This window comes from Yersinia fenwicki (genome assembly GCF_043099325.1).
In the GTDB taxonomy this organism is placed as follows: Bacteria; Pseudomonadota; Gammaproteobacteria; order Enterobacterales; family Enterobacteriaceae; genus Yersinia.
Genome location: NZ_CP170755.1, coordinates 556,794 through 578,992 on the forward strand (window position 1 = coordinate 556,794; position 22,199 = coordinate 578,992).

Consider the following 22,199-nt stretch of genomic DNA (forward strand, 5'->3'; position numbering starts at 1 on the left):
GAGATTTTTTATTCAAATTTAGACGGTGCAATGCAACTTGGGAAATCACAATGTGCTGATTGTGATAGCCGTCATGAATATGACTGCGTTTTATTCAATGAGGGAAACTGAAGATTTTTTCTTTAGTAGGTTCCTCAGTCGTTGACCATATAGACCTATAATTAGTCCGCTAATAATGAATACCATCGCGATAATTTTCCCAGAGGGAATACTTTCATTGAAAATCATCACTGAGCCTAGCATGCCGAAAATCGGCACTAACAGGGATAACGGTGCGACGACTGAAACGGGATATTTAGTGAGCAATGAATTCCACACCCAATAGGCGAATAATGTATTTGGATAAACCTGAAACAAAATAGAAAATAGCGTGGTTGTATTAAAATGCATAACGAATTCAGTAAATCCACTTGGCCCATTAAAGAGATAACTCAGAATGAACAGTGGAATAGGAGAGAATAAACTCGACCATACCAAAAATGAAAATACCTGCTTAGTATTAGATTTTTTAATAATAATACTGACTAACCCCCAAACCACTGCGCCGCATAATACCAAAGCCAGACCAATAAATGTCACTGAGCCGTCACTGATAAATATGATGCTAGTTAGCCCTAATAGTGCGACGATAATACCCCTATATTGATATTTCGATAGATTCTCGTGAAATAAGAATGCGCCAAGAATCATAGTAAAAAAAGCACCAAATTGCAGCACTAAAGATGCAATTCCTGCAGATACGCCGGCTTTGATACCCAGATTAACAATCCCCCAGAGACCGATACCAAATAAGAGTCCGTAACCTATTATATAACGCCATGAAGTCTCTGGTTTCTTAATAAAAAAGACCGCTGGTAACGCGCAAAGAGTGAAGCGAATACCCGCTAAAATAAGCGGATCTGCGGTAATTAGACCAAGTTTGATAATAGAGAAGTTTACGCCCCAGATGGCAGTGATCAATAGAGCAATTAAAAAATCAGTGAGTTTCACATAACCTGCCTATATTTTTTTTGGGCAATTAATTTGAGTAGATGGATATCACTGTGGCAGTTCCCACGGCGAGTATCAATAATTGTTAGAGAACATGAAAATATTTCCAGGACAGCGGTATCGCAGTCCACGATACCGCTAAGGAAGAAGAATTAAGATTGGCGTTTATATAAACCCGCGACCATAAAACAGCTAAATGAGCTGAAGAGCATTTCAATCCCCACCAAGGTGGTTACCATAGTGATTGACATCAACGGCCCGGCACTGACCAGCAAATAGGTAATAACTAAGTCCAATATCCCCAGTAAAATATGCAGCCATGCACCCGGCAATCCCCATGTTCTGTAGCCAGTTATCAGGCGCATAACCCCACCGAAGGCAAACAGCACCGCCAGCACTATCGCCAGACTTATCATTCCCACCGCAGGGTTGGTAATAAATACATAGCCCATTACGATATATGCCACACCCAGCAATATACCGGAGACCATCGGCCAAAGGTTATTAGTGCGATTGGCTATCATCCCAACTATCATCGCGATCCCGCTGAGCAACAGCAGAATACCGATAATCATACTCAAGGCCGCTCCTGAAGCTAATGGGTTAATCAGACAAAAAATCCCACCGAGCAGCAGTAATATGGCAATGATTCGCATGATAAGCCGTTGTTTCTTTAAGGTTCCTTCATCAATACTCAGAAGGTATTTCCGATCTATATTCAGCATAACGACTACTCCTGTAAGGTCTGAACTCAGTTATAGATAACTAACATTAGTATAAGCCGAATAATAGAAACATAAATAAAATTTATGATATTCAATTGATTACATGTATGGAATCTTTTCTGTAAGTCAGACGTGAAAACAGGATTGCAACGGCACTTATTGTCGCGCCAAGCATACAAACACCTGACCATCCAGCATGGGCAAATACCCAAGTTGTGGCGATAGCCCCGACGGCACTGCCAATCGAGTAGAACAGCATATAACCCGCGACCAGACGGCTTTGGGCGTCTGGTCGGAGTGCAAATATGATGCTCTGATTGGTGACATGCACCGCTTGTACGGCAAAATCCAATATCACTACACCGATAACTAACCACCACAAGGAGTGGGGCAAAAATGCGATAGGAAGCCAGGAAAATAGCAGCAGCACCAAGGCAATCTGTGTTGTTTTCGCCCCCAATCCCCGATCGGCACGTTGCCCAGCGTGGCTTGCGGCTAATGCTCCAGCGACACCCGCGAGTCCAAATAACCCCACCTGGTTATGAGACAAAGCATAGTGTGGGCTGCTCAGTGGTAATACCATTGCTGTCCATAGCACACTAAAAGCCATAAATATCAACAATGCGAGGGTTGCTCGTATGCGAAGTTCACGCTCATTGATAAATAACTCACACAGCGAAAGCAGCAGTTGCCGATAGGATGACGGAGCTGATTTAGCTGCGGGAGGTATCACTAGATAGAGCACTATTGCCATCAATAACATCATTGCAGCTGAACAAAAATAGACTGAACGCCAACCGGCAAAATCGGCCATTACACCGGAGATAAAGCGCGCCAACAGAATCCCCAATACAATTCCGCTGGTGACTTTACCCACCACTTTTCCTCTTTGTTGTTCGGGTGCCAGGGTTGCGGCAAAGGCAACTACTACCTGCACTACAACAGCCATCAGCCCGATAATCAGCATTGCTATCAGTAGCAGTGAAAAAGTGGGGGCAAAGCTTGCCGAGGTCAATGCCGCAGCAGACAGCAATAACTGCCCAATAATTAATTTTCGACGATCCCAAAGATCACCCAGCGGTACTATGAATATGAGCCCCAGGGCATAACCTGTTTGTGTCAGTGTTACCACCAGGCCAATCGTCGATGGGCTAACGTTCAGCTCCCCCGCCATAATGTCTAGTAGAGGCTGAGCAAAATAGACATTGGCCACAGCCATGGCCGATATCATCGCAAAAAGCAGTACCATAATTGAGCTGAGGTGCGGCGTAAAAGCCGGTTTAGGTAATGGCTGGATGCGATTTTTTACCGATTCTTTTACAGTGGACATAAAATGCCTGATTCATAGTCTGGTTTCTAATTAAAACCACTTAATTGATTTTTAACAGAGGTGGTTTTAATATGCAACTAGTTTTCTACGCCAGACCGGAGTCAAAGAATGTCTAAAATGAGTGAAGAGCAGGCCGAAGCAGCAGAGTGCCCAGTTGCCAGAACACTTGAGATCTTGGGAGATCGCTGGTCGTTGATGATTATTCGTGATGCTTTTGATGGGATTCGCCGCTTTGGCGAGTTTCGTAACAATCTTGGATTGGCGAAAAATATCTTGGCTGGCCGTCTGCGCGATCTAGTGGAACACGGAATTTTGAGGGTAGCTCCCGCCTCTGATGGCAGCGCTTACCATGAATATGTGCTGACTGAGAAGGGCCATCAATTATTCCCGATTATTGTCAGCTTACGCCAATGGGGCGAAGAGCATCTATTTTCAGCGGGCGAGAAACATTCTATTTTAGTTGATAATCTGAGTGGGCGACCTATCAGTAAATTGGCGGTATCTTCGCAGCAAGGTCAGGTTCTGGAGGCCAGTGATTGCCATCGGGAAAAAGTGATTAAATGTTAAATAATTCACTATAGAAATAGTTTTATTCACAGAACCTGAGTGATAAAAAAGGAGGAATATCTTTTCGAAAAGACTACTCGTAAAATTTCTTAATAAATAGAAACTAGCATGAAAATAATACAATAATCACCCCTACCTAAAACAAACATATTCGTATTTGTAGTGGCACATTTTTTTTCCAGTGCTAACGTTTATTAGCATATGAAATCATAATAGTGCTCTATCGATATATTTTCTGTGCTCAATAATAAATAATTTTAATTTCTATAATTTTTTGATTTCAATCATTTTTAATCGAATTTTATATCATTTAGGATAGGGGTAGGAAATGACTAGAAAGTCTCTGGATAATTATCGCTCAGATTTATTAGACTCTCGCTTTGGCTCTAAAGCGATTCGTAATATTTCAGAAAATAAAGTGTTCCCTAAAGAGGAGATGCGTGAGGATATTGCTTTTCAAATCATCAGTGATGAGCTATTTCTTGATGGTAATGCGCGACAAAACCTCGCCACATTCTGTCAGACGTGGGATGACGATAATGTCCACAAACTGATGGATCTTTCGATAAATAAAAACTGGATTGATAAAGAGGAATATCCGCAATCAGCGGCAATAGATATGCGCTGCGTGAATATGATGGCTGATTTGTGGAATGCCCCAACACCAAACGGTGAGCAAGGGGTAGGGACGAATACCATTGGTTCTTCAGAAGCTTGCATGCTGGGTGGCATGGCTATGAAGTGGCGCTGGCGCAAAAAAATGGAAGCGGCAGGTAAACCCACCAATAAGCCTAATTTTGTCTGTGGGCCAGTACAAGTTTGCTGGCATAAATTTGCACGTTATTGGGATGTGGAAATTCGAGAAATCCCTATGATTCCAGGGCAATTATTTATGGACCCGCAGCGGATGATAGAGGCCTGTGACGAAAATACTATTGGTGTAGTGCCAACTTTCGGTGTGACTTACACCGGCAATTATGAATTACCTAAACCCTTGCATGACGCGCTGGATAAACTGCAAAAGGATACTGGCCTCGATATTGATATGCATATTGATGCGGCGAGCGGTGGCTTTTTAGCTCCCTTTGTTGCGCCGGATATTGAGTGGGACTTCCGCTTGCCACGGGTCAAATCAATCAGTACTTCCGGGCATAAATTCGGGCTGGCCCCGCTGGGATGTGGTTGGGTTATTTGGCGTGATGCTGCGGCGTTGCCTGAAGAACTGATATTTAATGTCGATTATCTTGGTGGTCAGGTCGGCACATTTGCTATCAACTTTTCACGTCCGGCGGGGCAAGTTATTTCCCAATACTATGAATTTATACGCTTAGGTCGTGAAGGTTATACCAAAGTACAAAGCGCCTGCTATCAGGTAGCTGAATTCCTCGCTAAAGAAATAGCCCCGCTTGGGCCTTATGAATTCTATTGCAGCGGTGGCCCATACGAGGGCATTCCAGCTATTTGTTTCCGCATCAAAAAAGGAGCCAAGGCGGGGTATACCCTCTACGACCTCTCCGAGCGTTTAAGGCTTCGTGGCTGGCAGGTTCCCGCATTTACCCTTAGTGGCAAGATGTCTGATGTGGTAGTTATGCGCATTATGTGCCGTCGTGGGTTCGAGATGGATTTCGCCGGGCTGCTCTTGGATGATTTTAAATCCTCACTGAAATATCTGAGTGAACATCCATCTCTTGGAGGCGAGGCAAGTCAGAATAGTTTTAGCCATACATAAACCGGATAGTGGTCTTTATTCTGATTATTAACCTTCAAGATGGCGTTATGCCCGCAAATAAGGTGGATAAATTATGTCGAATAATAGCTCCGGGACAGGTAAATCCGCTGTTCCCGTTAAAAAGCTGAGTATCGCTACACTAGCGATCATGAATATTGTGGCTGTAGTTAGCCTCAGGGGATTACCCGCTGAAGCCGAATATGGCTTGAGTTCAATTTTCTATTATCTGTTTGCTGCGGTATTTTTCTTAATTCCTGTCTCACTGGTGGCAGCGGAGTTAGCCACAGGTTGGCCTGAAAAAGGCGGGGTATTTCGCTGGGTTGGCGAAGCATTTGGTCCGCGGTTAGCTTTTCTTGCCATGTTTATGCTGTGGGTTGAGGTCACCGTCTGGTTCCCCACCGCACTGACATTTGCCGCGGTATCACTGGCCTTTATTGGCCCAGAACAAAGATGGGACGAGGCCCTGTCTGCCAATAAATTCTTTGTCTTGGGAATAGTGCTATTTATTTATTGGCTCGCCACCTTTATTGCCTTTAAAGGCGTCGATACATTCGCCAAAGTTTCAAAATGGGGCGGTATTATCGGTACGATTATTCCTGCGGTAATTTTGATTGTGTTGGGTTTTTCTTACTTAATTGGCGGTGGGGCCCCACAAGTAGAATTAGCCTGGGATCAGGTGGTTCCCGACTTTACCAACTTTGATAACGTAGTGCTGGCCGCCAGTATTTTCTTGTTCTATGCCGGTATGGAGATGAATGCCATCCATGTTAAAGATGTGGATAACCCGAATAGAAACTATCCTATTGCTATTATGTTGTCCGCTGTCGGGACGGTACTTATTTTCGTATTAGGAACTCTGGCAATCGCCTTTATTATTCCACAGTCTGAAATTAGCCTGACGCAAAGCCTATTAGTGGCTTACGATGATATGTTCAAGTGGGCGCATTTGGAATGGTTGGGGCCAGTGGTTGCTTTTGCTTTGGCTATTGGCGTGTTGGCGGGGGTGGTGACTTGGGTTGCTGGCCCATCTTCAGGTTTGTTGGTAGTGGCGAAAGCGGGCTATTTGCCACGCTGGTGGCAACATACCAATAAGAATGGCATGGCGACCCATATTCTGCTACTACAGGCTCTGCTGGTTTCCTTGTTGGCAATACTGTTTGTAGTATTACCTTCGGTGCAGGCGGCGTATCAAATAATGAGTCAAATGACCGTTATTTTATATCTCATCATGTATATGCTGATGTTCAGCTCTGCTATTTATCTGCGTTATAGCCAGCCGAATCGTCCACGCCCATATCATATTCCCGGAGGGGCAATTGGCATGTGGATTATTGGTGGAGCGGGGCTTATTGGGTCAATTTTGGCTTTCGTATTCAGCTTTATTCCCCCCAGCCAAATTACAGTAGGCAGTCCAACAGAATATGTCGGCATTCTGATCGCCAGCACGCTGTTCTTTGTTGTGTTGCCATTCTTGATATATATCGTTCGCAAACCCCACTGGCGTGATGCCAATAGTGATTTTGCCCCATTTACCTGGCAAGCAGAAAATAGTCATCCAGGTATTCCGAACACTTCGGCGACACATACCAATGACGTCACTGCGGCGGCAGCAAAAGCGCCGAAAAGTTAACGTTCTTCCTCTTCATGCAGGGTGGTTTCGGCCCCCTGCTCAATAATATTTAGTGTTGGAGTCAGTGTTATGACTATTGACCTAGCTCGCCTGAATCAAGTTGTAAAGGATAGTTATTCACAATATTCCACCCTCGCCGGAGGGGAGAATGCCAGCTACATTCCTTATCTGGCCAGTGTTCCCAGTCAGCTTGCTGGGTTAGCTATTGTCACGATTGATGGTGATATTATTTCACAAGGTGATACCGATTTTCGTTTTGCCTTGGAATCTATTTCGAAAGTGTGCTCTCTTGCCTTAGCGTTAGAAGATATTGGTCCGCAAGCTGTGCAAGACAAGATAGGCGCAGATCCTACCGGTCTACCTTTTAACTCGGTCATTGCGTTGGAGCTGCACAATGGTAAACCTTTGTCGCCATTGGTAAATGCAGGAGCGATGTCGACAGTAAGTGCGATTAAGGCCAGTAATAGAGAGGATCGCTGGGCACGGATTTTGGATATGCAACAGCAACTGGTTGGTGCGCCAATTGCACTTTCTGATGAAGTTAACCATTCAGAACAAACCACCAATTTTCATAATCGTGCCATTGCATGGCTGCTTTATTCGGCTCAGGCTATGTACTGCGACCCGATGGAGGCTTGTGACGTATATACTCGTCAGTGCTCAACATTGCTTAATACTATTGAACTGGCCACGATGGGGGCAACCTTTGCGGCAGCGGGAGTCAACCCGGTGACTAAAAAGCGGGTGCTGACGGCCAGTAATACGCCATTTATTTTGGCTGAAATGACCATGGAAGGGATGTATGGCAGCTCTGGAGATTGGGCATATACCGTGGGTTTACCGGGTAAAAGTGGTGTCGGTGGCGGGATCCTGGCGGTCGTGCCGGGTGTCATGGGCATTGCGGCATTTTCGCCGCCTCTTGACCCGGTAGGCAATAGTGTACGTGGCCAAAAAATGGTGGCATCAGTGGCGCAACAGTTGGGATATAACCTCTATAAAGGTTCGCTTTAATCTCTAATAGCGGCCCTGCGGTGCAGCAGGGCCAAATTAAATATCGTAACTAGCTTAAATCAATATCTTTATGGCCGAAAAACCACGTCAGAATAAAACCCGCCACATATGATATGAGAAGACCAACCACGTAAACCATCATCCCGGCAAAAATCCCCTGGGCCGATGTCATGAGTGGAATAGACACCAATCCCGATGGGCCAAATACCGTATTCAACCCAACCGGCAGCCCCAACCAGGCAACCAGACCGATAAAGAAGCCGCCTACAGCACCACCTAAACACGCCGTAATAAAAGGTTTCAGGCGCGGCAATGTCACACCATAAATAAGTGGCTCACCAATCCCTAATAACCCTGGGAAAATGGCCCCTTTAATCTGTGTGCGCAGGATGGAACCTTTTGGCGAACGGGCATATAGTGCCAGTGCTGCACCCACCTGGCCCGCTCCTGCCATCGCCAGAATAGGGAATAATGAGTTGAAACCTTGTGCGTCCATTAAGGCAAAATAGACCGGAACAAAACCTTGGTGAATACCGAACACCACGGCAATTAGGAATAAGCCAGCCAGAATCGCGGTGCCGAACGGGTTACCATTTAAATGCATAAACAGCCATGACATGCCCTTAAATAGCTCGCCCCCTACTGGCATGATGGCAACGAAAGTGATTGCACCTGTAATCAATAACGTGATTGCCGATGTCAGAATCATATCCAGATTATCGGGAATAAAACGACGCACTTGCCGCTCAATCCAGGCACCTAACATACAGGCCAACAGAACGCCGATGATATTGCCGCGTGGGTCAATCGCCAGGCCAAAGAAGCTTTCCATCCCGCCGTAGTAGCCGACAGTGCCTTCCGGCACATAGCGTAAAATAAACAACGAAGCGATAATTGCGCCGTTAACCCCTGTCCCGCCAAAAGCTTTCTGTGTATTAAAGCCAATCAAAATGCTGAGAAAGGTGAATAAACCGATACTGAATACTTTCATGTAAGCAATCAGCGCCGCCAACCACGGGGATTGAATCACTCCATCCAATGCCAGTGTTTGCTGGAGCAATGTTGCGATCCCCAACAGTAATCCTGCGGCAATAAATCCGGGAATGAGTGGGGTAAATATGGTGGCGAATTTGGTCAGAAAATTGTGAACAGTACTTTGTTGTCTCGCTTTCATTTGTTGTTTTGTCTGGCTGGCCAGTACATGCAAATCTGCATCCTGAGTACTTTCATGTTGCGGCTGCGGTTCAGAACTCAGCACTTTATTCATCATCTCACTGGCAGTTTGAGCTTTGCCCGGCCCGAGAATGATTTGTAACTGATCATCGCCGTTAACGATCCCCATTACTCCGGGTATCTTTTTTAAGCTTTCATGCTGTATGAGTTGACGATCTTTTAAGGTCAGGCGCAGTCTCGTCATGCAGTTTCCACAGACGATGATATTCTGACTCCCACCAATCAAGAGTAAGATCTGGTCTATCGTAGTGCTGGTTATTTTCGCCATGTTTATACTTTGATCTCCTTAAGCGCTTTACGGATGAATCCTTTATTTTTTATAAGGATATCGGCAGCTTCTTCTGCAGACATACCACTCAGAATCATCATAATGGCTGTTTTGCAGTGACGGTTACATTCATCAAGTGCAGCTTGTGCCTCCTTGGGGGAGCACTCCGTCGCTTGAACAACAATATCTACCTGACGTTGCACCAGCTTGGCGTTTGTCGCCTCAACATCTACCATCAGATTGCTATACACTTTCCCACTACGAATCATTGCGCCAGTTGTCAGCATATTCAGAATTAACTTCTGTGCAGTTCCTGCTTTCATCCGTGATGACCCCGTGACAATCTCAGGGCCGACTAGCACCTCAATAGCGATATCTGCCGCTTTACTCATTTCGCTATTCTGATTACAAGAAATCGCCACTACACTAGCCCCAACACTACGGGCATAGGCCATCGCCCCCAGCACATAAGGTGTGCGACCACTGGCTGCAATTCCAACGAGCACATCTCGTGCATTGAAATGTAGGTCTCGCAGGTCTTGCTCACCCATTTCGTGGCTATCTTCTGCATTCTCAACCGCTTGTAAAATAGCTGTATTGCCGCCAGCGATAAGGCCGACGACCATTTCTCGCGGCGTCCCATAGGTTGGCGGGCACTCACTAGCATCCAGAATTCCCAGTCGCCCGGAAGTACCAGCCCCACAGTAAATTAATCTACCGCCGTGCGCGAAAGACTCGGCGATAAGCGAAACGGCTTGGGCAATCTCGGGCAGTTTTTCCTCAACTGCAAAGGGCACCTTTTTATCCTCATGATTGATAATCTTGAGTATCTCCAGTGCTGAAAGAGTATCAATTTGAGCACTGGCAGGGTTTCGGCTTTCCGTAACCATTGAGCTTAGATTAATTGTCATGGGGACTTCCTTTTATTTAAATTATCGGCGATGTTAAGTAATTAATTATTTATTAAACGTGATATATATCACGGTAAAATCTATTCTAATTACTGGGGTTATGAGGAATAAATACAGATAAAATAGAACAAATAAATAAATTATCTTCATTACATTTATGCAGTTACACCTTAGTCATGAAAGGTATTTGGCTGGAATAATCTTTTATCTTTAACGGGAAATCTTTGATGTCGATTTTGAATGAAATAACCTGGTTACTACCTGAACTGGCTGAAAACCAAAAAAAAATAGCGAAGTGCATTCTTGATAATCCGGAGTCTATTCTCAGTATATCTTCCTCTCAGTTTGCAGAGGATGCAGGCGTCAGCCAATCTGCGATTGTCAAATTTAGTCAGAAGATTGGCATGAAAGGCTTTCCAGCACTAAAAATCGCCATCAGTGAAGAATTAAGCAGAAATAACTTATTTAAATCCTATCCACATAAAGCGCTACACAATTCTATTTCATCCGAAGATTCATTGATGGTGATGGCGCAAAAGCTTGCGCATGAAAAGATGGCATCAATTATGGAAACAACGCGGAAAATTAATTTTTCTGTTTTCCAGCAAGTGATCTCGCTCATTAATACTGCTCAACGCGTACAAATAGTGGGTATTTGGGGGTCAGGACTTACTGCAAAAGATCTGAGCTATAAATTACAAAAAATAGGCATAATGACCCTGGTTGAAGCCGATCTACATGTGCAGATTGCGGCAGCACTCACCCTCACACCCAAAGATGTACAGATTGTTCTTTCTTTCACCGGCAGAAGAAAAGACATGAGAATTGCTGCAACAGTTGCTAAAGCGCAAGGAGCAACTGTCATCGCGATTACTGGCAGTAAAGTCTCGCCGTTGGCTAAGATCGCTGATTATGTCCTTGAAAGTATTTCGGATGAAAATGAGTGGCGGAGTTCTTCAATTTCTTCCCGAACGGCCCAAAATACCCTAACTGATCTGATATTCTTGGCACTGATGCAGCAACGGAAAGAAATAGCTAAACCCTTGATTCTAAATGCCAGTATGACAATAAACAATTTGGATGACTGATGTGAGGGCATATCAATTCATAAATTTAAGGTAATGAAGGTAATGAAGGTAATATATTTTAATTATCTCATTGCCCTATGCTACTTTCAGTTTTTTATTTTTATCAGAAATTACCTACAAACTCTCGTTGCCATTAGATGATTATATTTACACTAATTTATTAATAAGTATTCCTGATGGTAATAAGTTATTCCTGGCTTTACTGCCTTGTATAGTGGGTTTACGGAAATGAATTCACAAAAAATAAGTGTTATTATTCCTTATTCGAGTAAAAAGGCGAATCAATCAACTGTGATAATTATCACTTTATTGTGCGAGCTAAAAAGTAAAATCGCCCGACTCACATAACTAATGGAGGAGTTAATGAAAAAATTAATACCTGCGATTCTCTTATTTAGCACCTGTGCTTATGCAGATGTTATTCCAGATGCACAACTTAAAGATATGTGGTCGTCGCCAAAGATATCTGCTGAAAAAGTCATTTCAAAAATGAGTTTTGAAGAAAAACTGGGGCAAATATTAATGGTTGATATTCGTTCCTGGGGGCATGCGGATAACAGCGATAAAACAGCATTCATTGAAATTAATGAGGCTGTTAGTAAGATGATTCGCGATTATCATTTAGGTTCTATTATTCTTTTCCGTGAAAACCTGATTGATACTCCACAAACAGTTACGTTAATTAATAATCTTCAAAATGCGCGCAGCAATCTCCCTCTATTTATTAGCACCGATCAGGAAGGAGGGTATGTCACCCGGCTACGTGTGGGTACTGAAATGCCAGGAAATATGGCACTAGGGGCTACTGGATCATCTAAGTTTGCTCAGCAGGCCGGAAGTATCCACGGTTATGAATTATCTAGCTTGGGTTTTAACTTTAATTTTGGCCCCGTCGTTGATGTTAATAATAACCAGAATAACCCTGTCATTGGCGTGCGTTCATATTCCAATGATCCGGTGCTGGTTGCGGAGTTAGCCCGTAGTTATATCAGTGGCATTCACAAATACAATGTACTCACCTCACTCAAACATTTTCCAGGCCATGGGAATGTCACCTCGGATACACATTTTGCCTTGCCAACGGTCAATATTGATAAAACTGCATGGCAGCAAGTCGAACTGAAACCCTTTGTTGAAGTCATGCCAGTTACTGATGCAATTATGACTGCCCATGTGGTTGTGCCAGCTCTGGATAATTCAATGTTAACAAATATTAAGGGCGAAAAAGTGGGCACTCCAGCCACATTATCAAAGCCCATTCTGACTGATATCTTACGTAATCAGCTCAAGTTTGATGGCTTGATCCTGACAGATGCTATGGATATGGGCGCGATTACCAGTAACTTTGAACGTAACTGGTCTATCAAACAGGCCATTATGGCAGGTAATGATATTGTCTTAATGCCAATGGAAATTAAAAATCGTGCCAGTATTAAACAACTCGATGCACTTTATGATTATTTAAAAATCGAAACCGTAAAAGATCCTGAGCTTAAACAGCGTATTGAGGACTCAGCCCAGCGAGTCATTTACACCAAACTGAATAAGCGTATTTCTCCTGAACCGCATGATATTGCTATCGCGGAAAAAGTTGTCGCATCAAAAAATCATAAGAATATTGAAAACTTTATTTCTGAACAGGCTATCACGTTAATCAAAAATGATCATGTTTTACCTTATCGAGTAAAACCACAAAATAACATAATAGTATTCTCTGACGAGAAACCACGCAACGAACTCATTACTAAACATCTTCATGAAATTGCTAATAAATTTAATGTTAACTTTACCATTAAAGATGAAGTAATAAAACTGGATAAAAGTGAGGCAAGTTCTCAATATATCGCCGAACAAATTAAAGGCCAGGATATTATTATTCTTGCTACATACAATCTTAAAGTCGAACCAATTAATGCGCAGCGAATCATCGATGAAGCCAATAAGGCTAATATTTCTTTAGTCGTTATATCAAGTCGTAATCCTTATGATATTGCTTATTTATCCGGTGTAAGGGCTAATATTGCTATTTATGGTATTACGGGGTTCGATGTAACCAATAATGTACGAAACAGTTTAGAAACTAATATCCGTAGTGGGCTAAGAACGTTATTTCAGGGGCCAAAAGGGACATTAGATGTATTGGCAGAGCCACATGGGAAATTACCAGTAGATATTAGAAGTCCTGATAATAGCCAGATACTCTATCCACGTGGTTATGGATTAACGACGTTATAAAATACGGAAGGTGAAAATGAATATCTTAAAAGGAATGGTGGTTTTCAGCACACTAGCAATGTGTTCGCCCGTATTAGCAGATGAATTTGAAACTGACTATGACCAGGAGATTTATAAATTAAATAAGAGAATTCAGCAAATAGAAAATGAAAAAAAAGAAATACAGGATAAGTTAAGGCAAAAATCCTGGAACTTCGAAACTTATGTTGGTGCAGAACAAGAGATAGACAGTGATGAAAGTTGGAAGTTTATTAAAGGCAGTATGGCAACCTCACCTTATGTTGGAGCCTATATTTACCAGAATGACTCACTGTGGCTATATGACGTTCAGTTTTTAAAAACATATCTGGATAATAATCCAGAGTATGATCGTACTCGTTGGCAGGCAGGGGTCACCAGAACTTTTCCTTTCACCTACGATGGTAAGAGTGGTAATACGAAATTACGCTTAGGCTACCGTAATGATAACTGGCATTATCCTTCAATAAGCAATCCAGCATTGGCCACTCCTGAGTACAAGGGGGATGTTCGTAAAGGTGAAGAGCGGCATGAAATTTGGATCCGTCCACAGGCATATTATCAATATTCTGAGAATCTAAGTTTTAACGCCAGTTTCTCATTTCGCCTGATTGATCGTAAATTAGACTATGCTCGTGCTAAAGGGAACTATGGAGTATATAAACGAGATTGGAGCCAAATCAATGAGCATTTTGCTGGCACCAATATCATCTTTAATCAGAAAAACTCACTCTGGTTAAACTATTTATACATTGATGAGCAATTGGTCAATACGCTTTATAATAAAGAGCATTTCTTATGGGGAATTTACCGCTATAAGTTTGATAATGGTCTTATGTTTATGCCTTATACGCGTCTGGCCTTGGTTAAAGGATCGCAGAGTTTTCGTGACTCGAATAATCATGAAACTATACATAAAGAAAAGAATCGCAGTCGCTATGGTTTACAGTTGCTCTATCCGTTAACGAAGCAGACTTCAATTTTTGCTGACACCTATTATCGCCCTGAGCAAACCTGGACTAACAACAACAAAACCAGCAATAATTTTTGGTTTTGGGCTGTGGAGTTGAGGCATAATTTCTGATACTTAATAAGAGATGTCAGAACATCAATTTATTAATAGTGAGAGACTAGGGATGGGGTATTTCCTGCGAATATTATTATGTCTGTATGGACTATTTATTATAACTACTGGACATGCCAGCGTTACGCAAAAAGTTATTTTAGGCATTGACCAGGAAAATGTTTATGGGCCACTGCTTAAAAATAAGCGTATTGGCTTAATGGTCAACCAAAGCTCGATTAATAAGGAAGGACGTCATACCATCGATAAATTGTTATCCGAGCAAAATAAATTCCATTTTACAGTGACAAAGTTATTCTCTGTTGAGCACGGTATCCGCGGGAATGCAGATGCCGGACTGGGGGATGATAATCACATCGATAAACCGAGCGGTCTTCCTATTATTTCTTTATATGGAAGAGATAAAGATGGGCGAATGAGAGCACATCCCACTGAAGCGCAGTTATCTGATGTTGATATCGTTATTTATGATTTACAGGATGTTGGTGTTCGTTATTTTACCTACACTATTTCTATGCATCATATGTTAGAAAGTCTGCAGGAGTCTCATAAACAGTTTATGGTATTTGATCGTCCGAACCCGCTCGGAAATCATGTTTATGGCCCAATTCTTGAAGAGGAGAACATTTCTGGTATTGGTATGCATCCTGTCCCTATAGTGCACGGGCTGACGTCTGGAGAGTTTGCTCGTATGATAATAAATGAGGGCTGGTTAACACATTTCAATGATTCTAATTGGCAGGCATTTGGTATCAAAGCTTACCAGTTTCCTCCCGAAGATTTGACTGTTATCGCCATGGGCAATTACACACATAATTCGCCTTATTCATTGCCAGTAAGACCTTCGCCAAATTTACGCAGTGATTTGGCTATTCAGCTTTACCCTTCTTTGGGATTATTTGAAGCAACCAGTGTCAATATGGGCCGAGGTTCAGACTATCCCTTTGAGCAGTTGGGTTTCCCATCCAAGAAGTTTTATATTAACACCTGCTATCACGTAGATATTAACCAGCAGAAGACAGGGTGGCCGCAAGCGGGCAAAGAAGTGTGTGGCGAAAGATTTAATGCCGCCAATATAACTGAGATTAAGCCGACGATACGTTACTTTGTTGAATGGTGGTTTAAATTTAAAGATGCGGGTTATTCCATGGTGATCCCAACTCAGATGGAAGCAAATTATCTGGAACATCAGGAGAAGTATTTTCTAATACGACCAACATGGTTGGCTAAATTAGCAGGTACGCGCAATCTGGTTAAATTAATGGAAGAGGCAGACAAGAAGAAATTAACTATCGATGAAACCGTGAATCATCTGGAATCTAGCTGGCAGCCCGATCTTGATAATTATCTGAAGTTACGAGAGAAATATAAAATTTATCCTTAAATCCTATTATTTTTCTTTGACGTTGTGACAGCTGCCCCCCTTTTTTATGATGATTATCTTGGGTAGTGCAATCATTCATTCAAACCAAATAAAAAGGAGTCAGATGAATGCTCATCTGACTCCTTACAAATTTGGTGGCCCCTACTGGACTTGAACCAGTGACCAAGCGATTATGAGTCGCGTGCTCTAACCAACTGAGCTAAGGGGCCAAACTTGGACGCTGATTATACGGTAGTTTTTATCCTGCGGTCTAGAGCTGATAAATCAGATGGATGTTTTCTGCGCAAAATTAAGGTTTTTTACGGACATAGCAGCTAACGGCGCATGAATATTGGTCTTAAGAAGGGCCTGAATGGCCAAAAAGAAAAACCCCGGCAGGCCGGGGTTTTTGTGTGCTTGTCACGGCAACCGACGATTAATCGTCAAGGAAGCTGCGCAGCACTTCAGAGCGGCTTGGGTGACGCAGTTTACGTAGTGCCTTAGCTTCTATCTGACGGATACGCTCACGGGTGACGTCGAACTGCTTGCCCACTTCTTCCAGAGTGTGGTCAGTGTTCATATCGATACCGAAACGCATGCGCAGAACTTTCGCTTCACGCGCGGTCAGGCCAGCTAACACGTCGTGAGTGGCAGAACGCAGACTCTCAGAGGTGGCAGAGTCCAGCGGCAGTTCCAAAGTGGTATCTTCAATGAAATCACCCAAATGTGAATCTTCATCATCACCGATTGGGGTTTCCATTGAGATTGGCTCTTTCGCAATCTTCAATACTTTACGAATTTTGTCTTCCGGCATTAGCATGCGTTCAGCCAACTCTTCCGGCGTTGGCTCGCGACCCATCTCTTGCAGCATCTGGCGCGAAATACGGTTGAGTTTGTTAATGGTCTCAATCATATGCACCGGAATACGGATGGTACGTGCCTGGTCCGCGATAGAGCGGGTGATAGCCTGACGAATCCACCAAGTTGCATAGGTTGAGAACTTATAACCACGGCGGTATTCGAATTTATCTACTGCTTTCATCAAACCGATATTGCCTTCCTGAATTAAATCAAGGAACTGCAAGCCACGGTTAGTGTATTTTTTCGCAATAGAGATAACCAGACGTAGGTTAGCCTCAACCATTTCTTTCTTGGCGCGACGCGCTTTCGCTTCACCAATAGACATACGGCGGTTGATGTCTTTCACTTGCTCAATGGTCAGGCCGGTTTCTTCTTCGATCTGACGCAGTTTTTGCAAGCTACGTTGCACATCGTCTGAAACATCTTTCAGTTTTTCAGACCATGGCTTACCCATAGCAATTGCAGCTGCAAACCAAGTATCGCTGGTTTCATTGCTGGCAAACAGGGTAACGAAATTCTTCTTCGGCATTTTGCACTGTTCAACACACAGTTTCATGATGATACGTTCTTGAGTACGAACGCGGTCCATCATGGCACGCATGTTATTGACCAGATAGTCGAACTGCTTCGGTACCAGGCGGAACTGTTTGAACACTTCAGAAAGCTTCAGGATCTCAGCAGCAGCATTGGCGTGGCTACGACCATTTTTCTTGATTTCCAAACGTGCGTTTTCGTACTGCTCACGCAATTCGCTGAATTTCTGGCGTGCCAGCTCTGGATCGATGCTGTTGTCGTCTTCTTCTTCTTCTTCGTCTTCATCTTCGTCGTCGTCATCATCCATTTCTTCAGTGGATAATTCAGAACCAACGTGAGTTGCAGTCGGCGCAATATCTTCTTCGGCGTTTGGATCAACAAAGCCGGTGATCAGGTCAGATAGACGGGCTTCACCCGCCTCAACGCGATCATATTGTTCCAATAGGTAAGTAATCGCTTCAGGGTATTCAGCCACTGAGCACTGGACCTGATTGATACCGTCTTCGATACGTTTGGCAATATCAATCTCGCCTTCACGCGTCAATAGCTCAACGGTACCCATTTCGCGCATGTACATACGCACCGGGTCGGTTGTACGCCCGATTTCGGATTCAACACTGGACAACACCTGTGCAGCAGCTTCAGCCGCGTCATCGTCGGTATCAGTGGTGTTCTCGGCCAGCATTAAATCATCGGCATCAGGGGCTTCTTCCAGCACCTGTATGCCCATGTCATTAATCATCTGGATGATGTCTTCGATCTGATCGGAATCGACGATATCTTCCGGCAGATGGTCATTGACCTCAGCATAGGTCAGATAGCCTTGCTCCTTACCACGGGTGACAAGTAGCTTCAGCTGTGACTGCGGGTTTTGCTCCATAAGACGGTATCCACACTTCAGAGTATTTGGGTTGGTGTCGGTCGGCGAAACCGCCAACAATAGCATTTGGGGCTTTTTTTTGTCGCCGCTGCCCGCCATGACGGCATATTGTGGGGATTTGCCCCCACATTTATCGGCAATTAAGCCGTTGGGTGTTTCATTTTTTTCTGGCTAACGCCAGATTCAAAGACCAAAGCTCTTTACGTTCTTCGGCGTTTAATCCATGAGTACGATCACGCGCTATAAGTGTTTCCTGACGTTGCTCCAATATGGAGTCATACAGGCTGGTTAGCGTGTCGACAAAAGTCTGTTCAACCATGTCCTCAACAATCATGTGGTTCCATGTTGCGAGAGTTTCAAGTTGTTGGCTGAATTTATTATCACGATACCGTTCTAATAACTGCCCGGTTGTCAGCCCTGGTTGGGCTAAACACGTCTCAACCAACTCAATAAATAACGGTAAACCGGCCAACTTGGCTTGCTCGACACCTTGTAGTGAGGGGATGAGTGTCGCCAGTTGTGGGTTTTGTACCAGTAGCCCTATAAGTATACGCATGGTTGTGCGTTTTAGCTGGGGAGGCTGGTAGGTATTTGCATTTTCAGCCTGCTTTGGCATCAGCTTATCGAGCTGGCTGTCATCAAGCAGACCCAACTTATTACCGAGTTGCTGGCGCAGGTATAGCCGTAAGGTTTCACCAGGCACCTGACTGATTAATGGAAGTGCCAGTGTACTTAACTTAGCGCGCCCATCTGGGCTGCTCAAATCCACCTGTGGCATTAATGTTTCGAACAAGAAGGTTGAGAGTGGCTGCGCCTCCTCCATCCGCTGTTCGAATGCATCTTTCCCTTCTTTGCGTACCAGAGTGTCTGGATCTTCGCCATCAGGCAAAAACATAAAGCGTAGCTGACGCCCATCATTTAGATAGGGCAACGCTGTCTCTAATGCGCGCCAGGCGGCATCTCTACCGGCACGATCGCCGTCATAACAACAAATTACGTTGTCCGTTGCGCGGAATAATAATTGAATATGTTCCGCAGTTGTAGCTGTACCCAGTGAGGCAACAGCATAATCAATACCAAATTGCGCCAGTGCCACTACATCCATATAACCTTCCACGACGAGTAGCCGTGTTGGGTTAGGGTGGCTCACTTGCGCTTCATACAAGCCGTATAACTGGCGGCCCTTATGAAATATTTCTGTTTCTGGGGAGTTGAGGTACTTCGGCACTCCGTCACCCAGAATTCGCCCGCCAAAAGCGATAACCCGCCCGCGTTTATCGCGGATGGGGAACATAACACGTTCACGAAAACGATCGTAAACCCGCCCTGTATCATTAGTCACCAGCATCCCGGCATCGTTCAGCGCGGTACGGCTTTCACCATCGCGACCAAAACGTTTTAAGGCGTTGTCCCAACCTGGGGGGGCAAAACCGATAGCAAAATGTTGGATGATTTCTTCACTCAAACCGCGATGTTTAAGATATTCGCGTGCCTGATTAGCATTCTGGCCTTTGAGTGATTGTTGATAGAATGCACTCAGGCTTTCCATCAGTTGATAAAGACTTTGTCGCTGATGGCGTTCTAACTGGGTGGTGCCGGTTCCTGCCTCGTAAGGCACTTCCAGCCCGTGCATGGTGGCTAATTCTTCAATACTTTCGACAAACTCAAGCCTGTCGTAATTCATCAAGAAATCAACAGCATTGCCATGCGCACCACAGCCAAAACAGTGGTAAAACTGTTTTTCGCCGTTAACGGTGAATGAGGGTGTTTTCTCATGATGGAACGGACAGCACGCATGGTAATTTTTGCCTTGCTTCTTCAGCTTTACCCGAGCATCGATAAGATCGACGATGTCGGTGCGAGCCAGCAAGTCATTGATAAATACACGTGGAATTCGTCCAGCCATAAGCCCCTATTCGGTCAGTCCATAAACGAGAACAAGCCGCGCATTCCTTTCGGAAAGCACGGCCTTCATATGCAACTACTCGATCTGCGCGTTCTTAGAACATAAAAAACTACGCGGTGGGGTTACCCCCGAAGAATTAATACAGACGAGTGCGGCGTGCGTTTTCGCGAGCCAATTTCTTCGCGTGACGTTTTACAGCAGAAGCTTTAGCGCGTTTACGTTCGGTAGTCGGTTTTTCATAGAACTCACGACGACGAACTTCAGCTAATACACCTGCTTTTTCGCAAGAGCGTTTAAAACGACGAAGAGCTACGTCGAATGGCTCGTTTTCACGTACTTTAATTACCGGCATGTGCCTCTCACCTCAATAGAAATCGGTTTGCTGCTGGCCAATCGCCAGCCTTCTCAAAATGGTGCGGAATTTTACTTCAATGGATGCTGCTTTGTAAAGCACCACAGCAAATTGAAACAGGCACGCCCCTGTGATGTCGCCCTCGTTCTTTACAAGAAAGTTGGTGCCAGGAGTGCGACGGCCGCTGATTATATACTAAACAGGGCCATTGATCGAATTTATCAACATTATTTTCAAATGTGACAACTATCAACAACATTCATCCTGTTGGATAGCCAAAATGCCGGTTTTCCGTTCAATTTGGTATCAGAAATCATGACGAGCGACACGGTTATGCTAAACTACCAGCCGCACGTGAATGATGGGAAATGTAATGCGAGTTTTGGGTATAGAAACATCCTGCGATGAAACCGGAATTGCAGTGTATGACGATGAAACCGGTCTGTTAGCTAACCAATTGTACAGTCAGGTTAAATTGCATGCTGATTATGGCGGCGTTGTGCCTGAACTGGCTTCCCGAGATCATGTGCGCAAAACCGTGCCATTGATTCAGGCTGCATTGAAAGAAGCTAATTTGACCGCCAAAGATATTGATGGCGTGGCGTATACCGCAGGCCCCGGCTTGGTTGGCGCATTGCTGGTCGGTGCCACTGTAGGGCGTGCATTAGCTTTTGCCTGGGGTGTTCCCGCCGTGCCCGTTCATCATATGGAAGGCCACTTATTGGCTCCAATGCTGGAAGAAAATGCACCCGAGTTTCCGTTTGTCGCCTTGTTGGTGTCCGGTGGCCATACGCAATTAATTAGTGTGACTGGCATTGGCGAATATCTGTTGCTGGGCGAGTCTGTCGATGATGCAGCAGGTGAAGCTTTTGATAAAACAGCGAAATTGCTAGGTCTGGATTACCCCGGCGGGCCAATGTTGTCGCGGATGGCACAGCTTGGAACGGCTGGACGGTTCACTTTCCCGCGCCCAATGACTGACCGTCCGGGTCTGGATTTCAGTTTTTCTGGCCTGAAAACTTTCGCCGCTAATACTATTCGTGCCAACGGCACTGATGATCAGACTCGGGCTGATATTGCGCGAGCATTCGAAGATGCGGTGGTCGATACACTGGCAATCAAATCAAAACGCGCGCTGGATCAAACCGGTTTTAAACGTTTAGTGATTGCTGGCGGCGTGAGTGCTAATCGCACGTTGCGCAGTAAATTGGCTGAAATGATGCAAAAACGTGGCGGCGAAGTATTCTACGCCCGGCCAGAATTTTGCACCGATAATGGTGCGATGATCGCCTATGCTGGGTTGATCAGGCTGAAAAGTGGTGTGAATAGCGAGTTGAGTGTGTCGGTTAGGCCGCGCTGGCCTTTGGCTGAGTTGCCGAAAGTCTGAGCGGGGCTGTGCTAGCGTCATTCTGGACTCGCTATTTAAATCTCCAACGTTAGATTCCGATAACTCGATCTTAAGTGGTGGGGGCAGGTAGAGAGTA

17 protein-coding genes and 1 tRNA gene are annotated in these 22,199 nt (G+C 44.4%); 9 read left to right on the forward strand and 9 right to left on the reverse strand.

Going from position 1 to position 22,199, the window contains the following annotated elements; translation table 11 throughout:
* Positions 1 to 90: 90 nt before the first annotated feature.
* From ACF3VQ_RS02555 to ACF3VQ_RS02565, 3 genes are all read right to left on the reverse strand, one after another.
* Positions 91 to 990: an EamA family transporter gene (locus tag ACF3VQ_RS02555; protein WP_392433270.1), complete on the reverse strand. Its 900-nt coding sequence runs from the start codon at positions 988 to 990 to the stop codon at positions 91 to 93.
* Between the two features lie 152 nt (positions 991 to 1,142).
* Entirely contained in the window at positions 1,143 to 1,715 is a 573-nt protein-coding gene (locus ACF3VQ_RS02560; RefSeq protein WP_392433271.1) for an HdeD family acid-resistance protein, read from the reverse strand.
* A 91-nt stretch (positions 1,716 to 1,806) separates the two neighbouring features.
* Positions 1,807 to 3,045 carry an MFS transporter gene (locus tag ACF3VQ_RS02565; RefSeq protein ID WP_392433272.1) on the reverse strand — a complete coding sequence of 413 codons (1,239 nt, stop codon included), beginning with the start codon at positions 3,043 to 3,045 and terminating at the stop codon, positions 1,807 to 1,809.
* A gap of 108 nt (positions 3,046 to 3,153) precedes the next feature.
* On the opposite strand from ACF3VQ_RS02565, the gene ACF3VQ_RS02570 reads away from it, so the two are divergent.
* The 4 genes from ACF3VQ_RS02570 (at position 3,154) to glsA (ending at position 7,982) form a co-directional block, all read left to right on the forward strand.
* Positions 3,154 to 3,612: a winged helix-turn-helix transcriptional regulator gene (locus ACF3VQ_RS02570; protein ID WP_392433273.1), complete on the forward strand. Its 459-nt coding sequence runs from the start codon at positions 3,154 to 3,156 to the stop codon at positions 3,610 to 3,612.
* A gap of 328 nt (positions 3,613 to 3,940) precedes the next feature.
* Positions 3,941 to 5,341, forward strand: a complete 1,401-nt coding sequence (locus ACF3VQ_RS02575) for a glutamate decarboxylase (protein ID WP_392433274.1) — start codon at positions 3,941 to 3,943, stop codon at positions 5,339 to 5,341.
* Positions 5,342 to 5,414: 73 nt separating this feature from the next.
* Positions 5,415 to 6,971, forward strand: coding sequence for a putative glutamine/gamma-aminobutyrate antiporter GadC (gene gadC / locus ACF3VQ_RS02580; RefSeq protein ID WP_392433275.1), 1,557 nt, complete (start codon positions 5,415 to 5,417; stop codon positions 6,969 to 6,971).
* Positions 6,972 to 7,040: 69 nt separating this feature from the next.
* Positions 7,041 to 7,982, forward strand: a complete 942-nt coding sequence (glsA, locus tag ACF3VQ_RS02585) for a glutaminase A (protein ID WP_392433276.1) — start codon at positions 7,041 to 7,043, stop codon at positions 7,980 to 7,982.
* A gap of 49 nt (positions 7,983 to 8,031) precedes the next feature.
* Here the strand turns inward: glsA and murP are convergent, their stop codons facing one another.
* Together murP and murQ are read right to left on the reverse strand one after the other, a co-directional pair.
* Positions 8,032 to 9,483 carry a PTS N-acetylmuramic acid transporter subunit IIBC gene (murP, locus tag ACF3VQ_RS02590; RefSeq protein ID WP_392433277.1) on the reverse strand — a complete coding sequence of 484 codons (1,452 nt, stop codon included), beginning with the start codon at positions 9,481 to 9,483 and terminating at the stop codon, positions 8,032 to 8,034.
* A 2-nt stretch (positions 9,484 to 9,485) separates the two neighbouring features.
* Complete coding sequence (murQ, locus tag ACF3VQ_RS02595) at positions 9,486 to 10,394, reverse strand: N-acetylmuramic acid 6-phosphate etherase (protein WP_392433278.1); 909 nt, start codon at positions 10,392 to 10,394, stop codon at positions 9,486 to 9,488.
* A gap of 227 nt (positions 10,395 to 10,621) precedes the next feature.
* On the opposite strand from murQ, the gene ACF3VQ_RS02600 reads away from it, so the two are divergent.
* The 4 genes from ACF3VQ_RS02600 (at position 10,622) to ACF3VQ_RS02615 (ending at position 16,203) form a co-directional block, all read left to right on the forward strand.
* The gene (locus tag ACF3VQ_RS02600) at positions 10,622 to 11,482 is read left to right on the forward strand and encodes an SIS domain-containing protein (RefSeq protein ID WP_392433279.1); all 861 of its coding nucleotides are present in this window, start codon (positions 10,622 to 10,624) and stop codon (positions 11,480 to 11,482) included.
* A gap of 363 nt (positions 11,483 to 11,845) precedes the next feature.
* Positions 11,846 to 13,717, forward strand: coding sequence for a glycoside hydrolase family 3 N-terminal domain-containing protein (locus ACF3VQ_RS02605; RefSeq protein WP_392433280.1), 1,872 nt, complete (start codon positions 11,846 to 11,848; stop codon positions 13,715 to 13,717).
* 16 nt (positions 13,718 to 13,733) lie between these two features.
* The gene (locus ACF3VQ_RS02610; RefSeq protein WP_392433281.1) at positions 13,734 to 14,819 is read left to right on the forward strand and encodes a hypothetical protein; all 1,086 of its coding nucleotides are present in this window, start codon (positions 13,734 to 13,736) and stop codon (positions 14,817 to 14,819) included.
* Positions 14,820 to 14,871: 52 nt separating this feature from the next.
* Positions 14,872 to 16,203 (forward strand): exo-beta-N-acetylmuramidase NamZ domain-containing protein, encoded by a 1,332-nt coding sequence (locus ACF3VQ_RS02615; protein WP_392435415.1) that lies wholly within the window; start codon positions 14,872 to 14,874, stop codon positions 16,201 to 16,203.
* A 132-nt stretch (positions 16,204 to 16,335) separates the two neighbouring features.
* Here ACF3VQ_RS02615 and ACF3VQ_RS02620 read toward each other — a convergent pair.
* The 4 genes from ACF3VQ_RS02620 to rpsU all read right to left on the reverse strand — a co-directional run bounded on the left by ACF3VQ_RS02620 (position 16,336) and on the right by rpsU (position 20,715).
* A tRNA-Ile gene (locus ACF3VQ_RS02620) sits at positions 16,336 to 16,412 on the reverse strand.
* A 206-nt stretch (positions 16,413 to 16,618) separates the two neighbouring features.
* Positions 16,619 to 18,457 (reverse strand): RNA polymerase sigma factor RpoD, encoded by a 1,839-nt coding sequence (rpoD, locus tag ACF3VQ_RS02625; RefSeq protein WP_050155643.1) that lies wholly within the window; start codon positions 18,455 to 18,457, stop codon positions 16,619 to 16,621.
* 157 nt (positions 18,458 to 18,614) lie between these two features.
* Positions 18,615 to 20,363 (reverse strand): DNA primase, encoded by a 1,749-nt coding sequence (dnaG, locus tag ACF3VQ_RS02630; protein ID WP_392433282.1) that lies wholly within the window; start codon positions 20,361 to 20,363, stop codon positions 18,615 to 18,617.
* A gap of 136 nt (positions 20,364 to 20,499) precedes the next feature.
* Entirely contained in the window at positions 20,500 to 20,715 is a 216-nt protein-coding gene (rpsU, locus tag ACF3VQ_RS02635) for a 30S ribosomal protein S21 (RefSeq protein ID WP_001144069.1), read from the reverse strand.
* Between the two features lie 373 nt (positions 20,716 to 21,088).
* Here rpsU and tsaD point away from each other — a divergent pair, with 373 nt between their 5' ends.
* The gene (gene tsaD, locus ACF3VQ_RS02640) at positions 21,089 to 22,102 is read left to right on the forward strand and encodes a tRNA (adenosine(37)-N6)-threonylcarbamoyltransferase complex transferase subunit TsaD (protein WP_392435416.1); all 1,014 of its coding nucleotides are present in this window, start codon (positions 21,089 to 21,091) and stop codon (positions 22,100 to 22,102) included.
* Positions 22,103 to 22,199 lie beyond the last annotated feature (97 nt).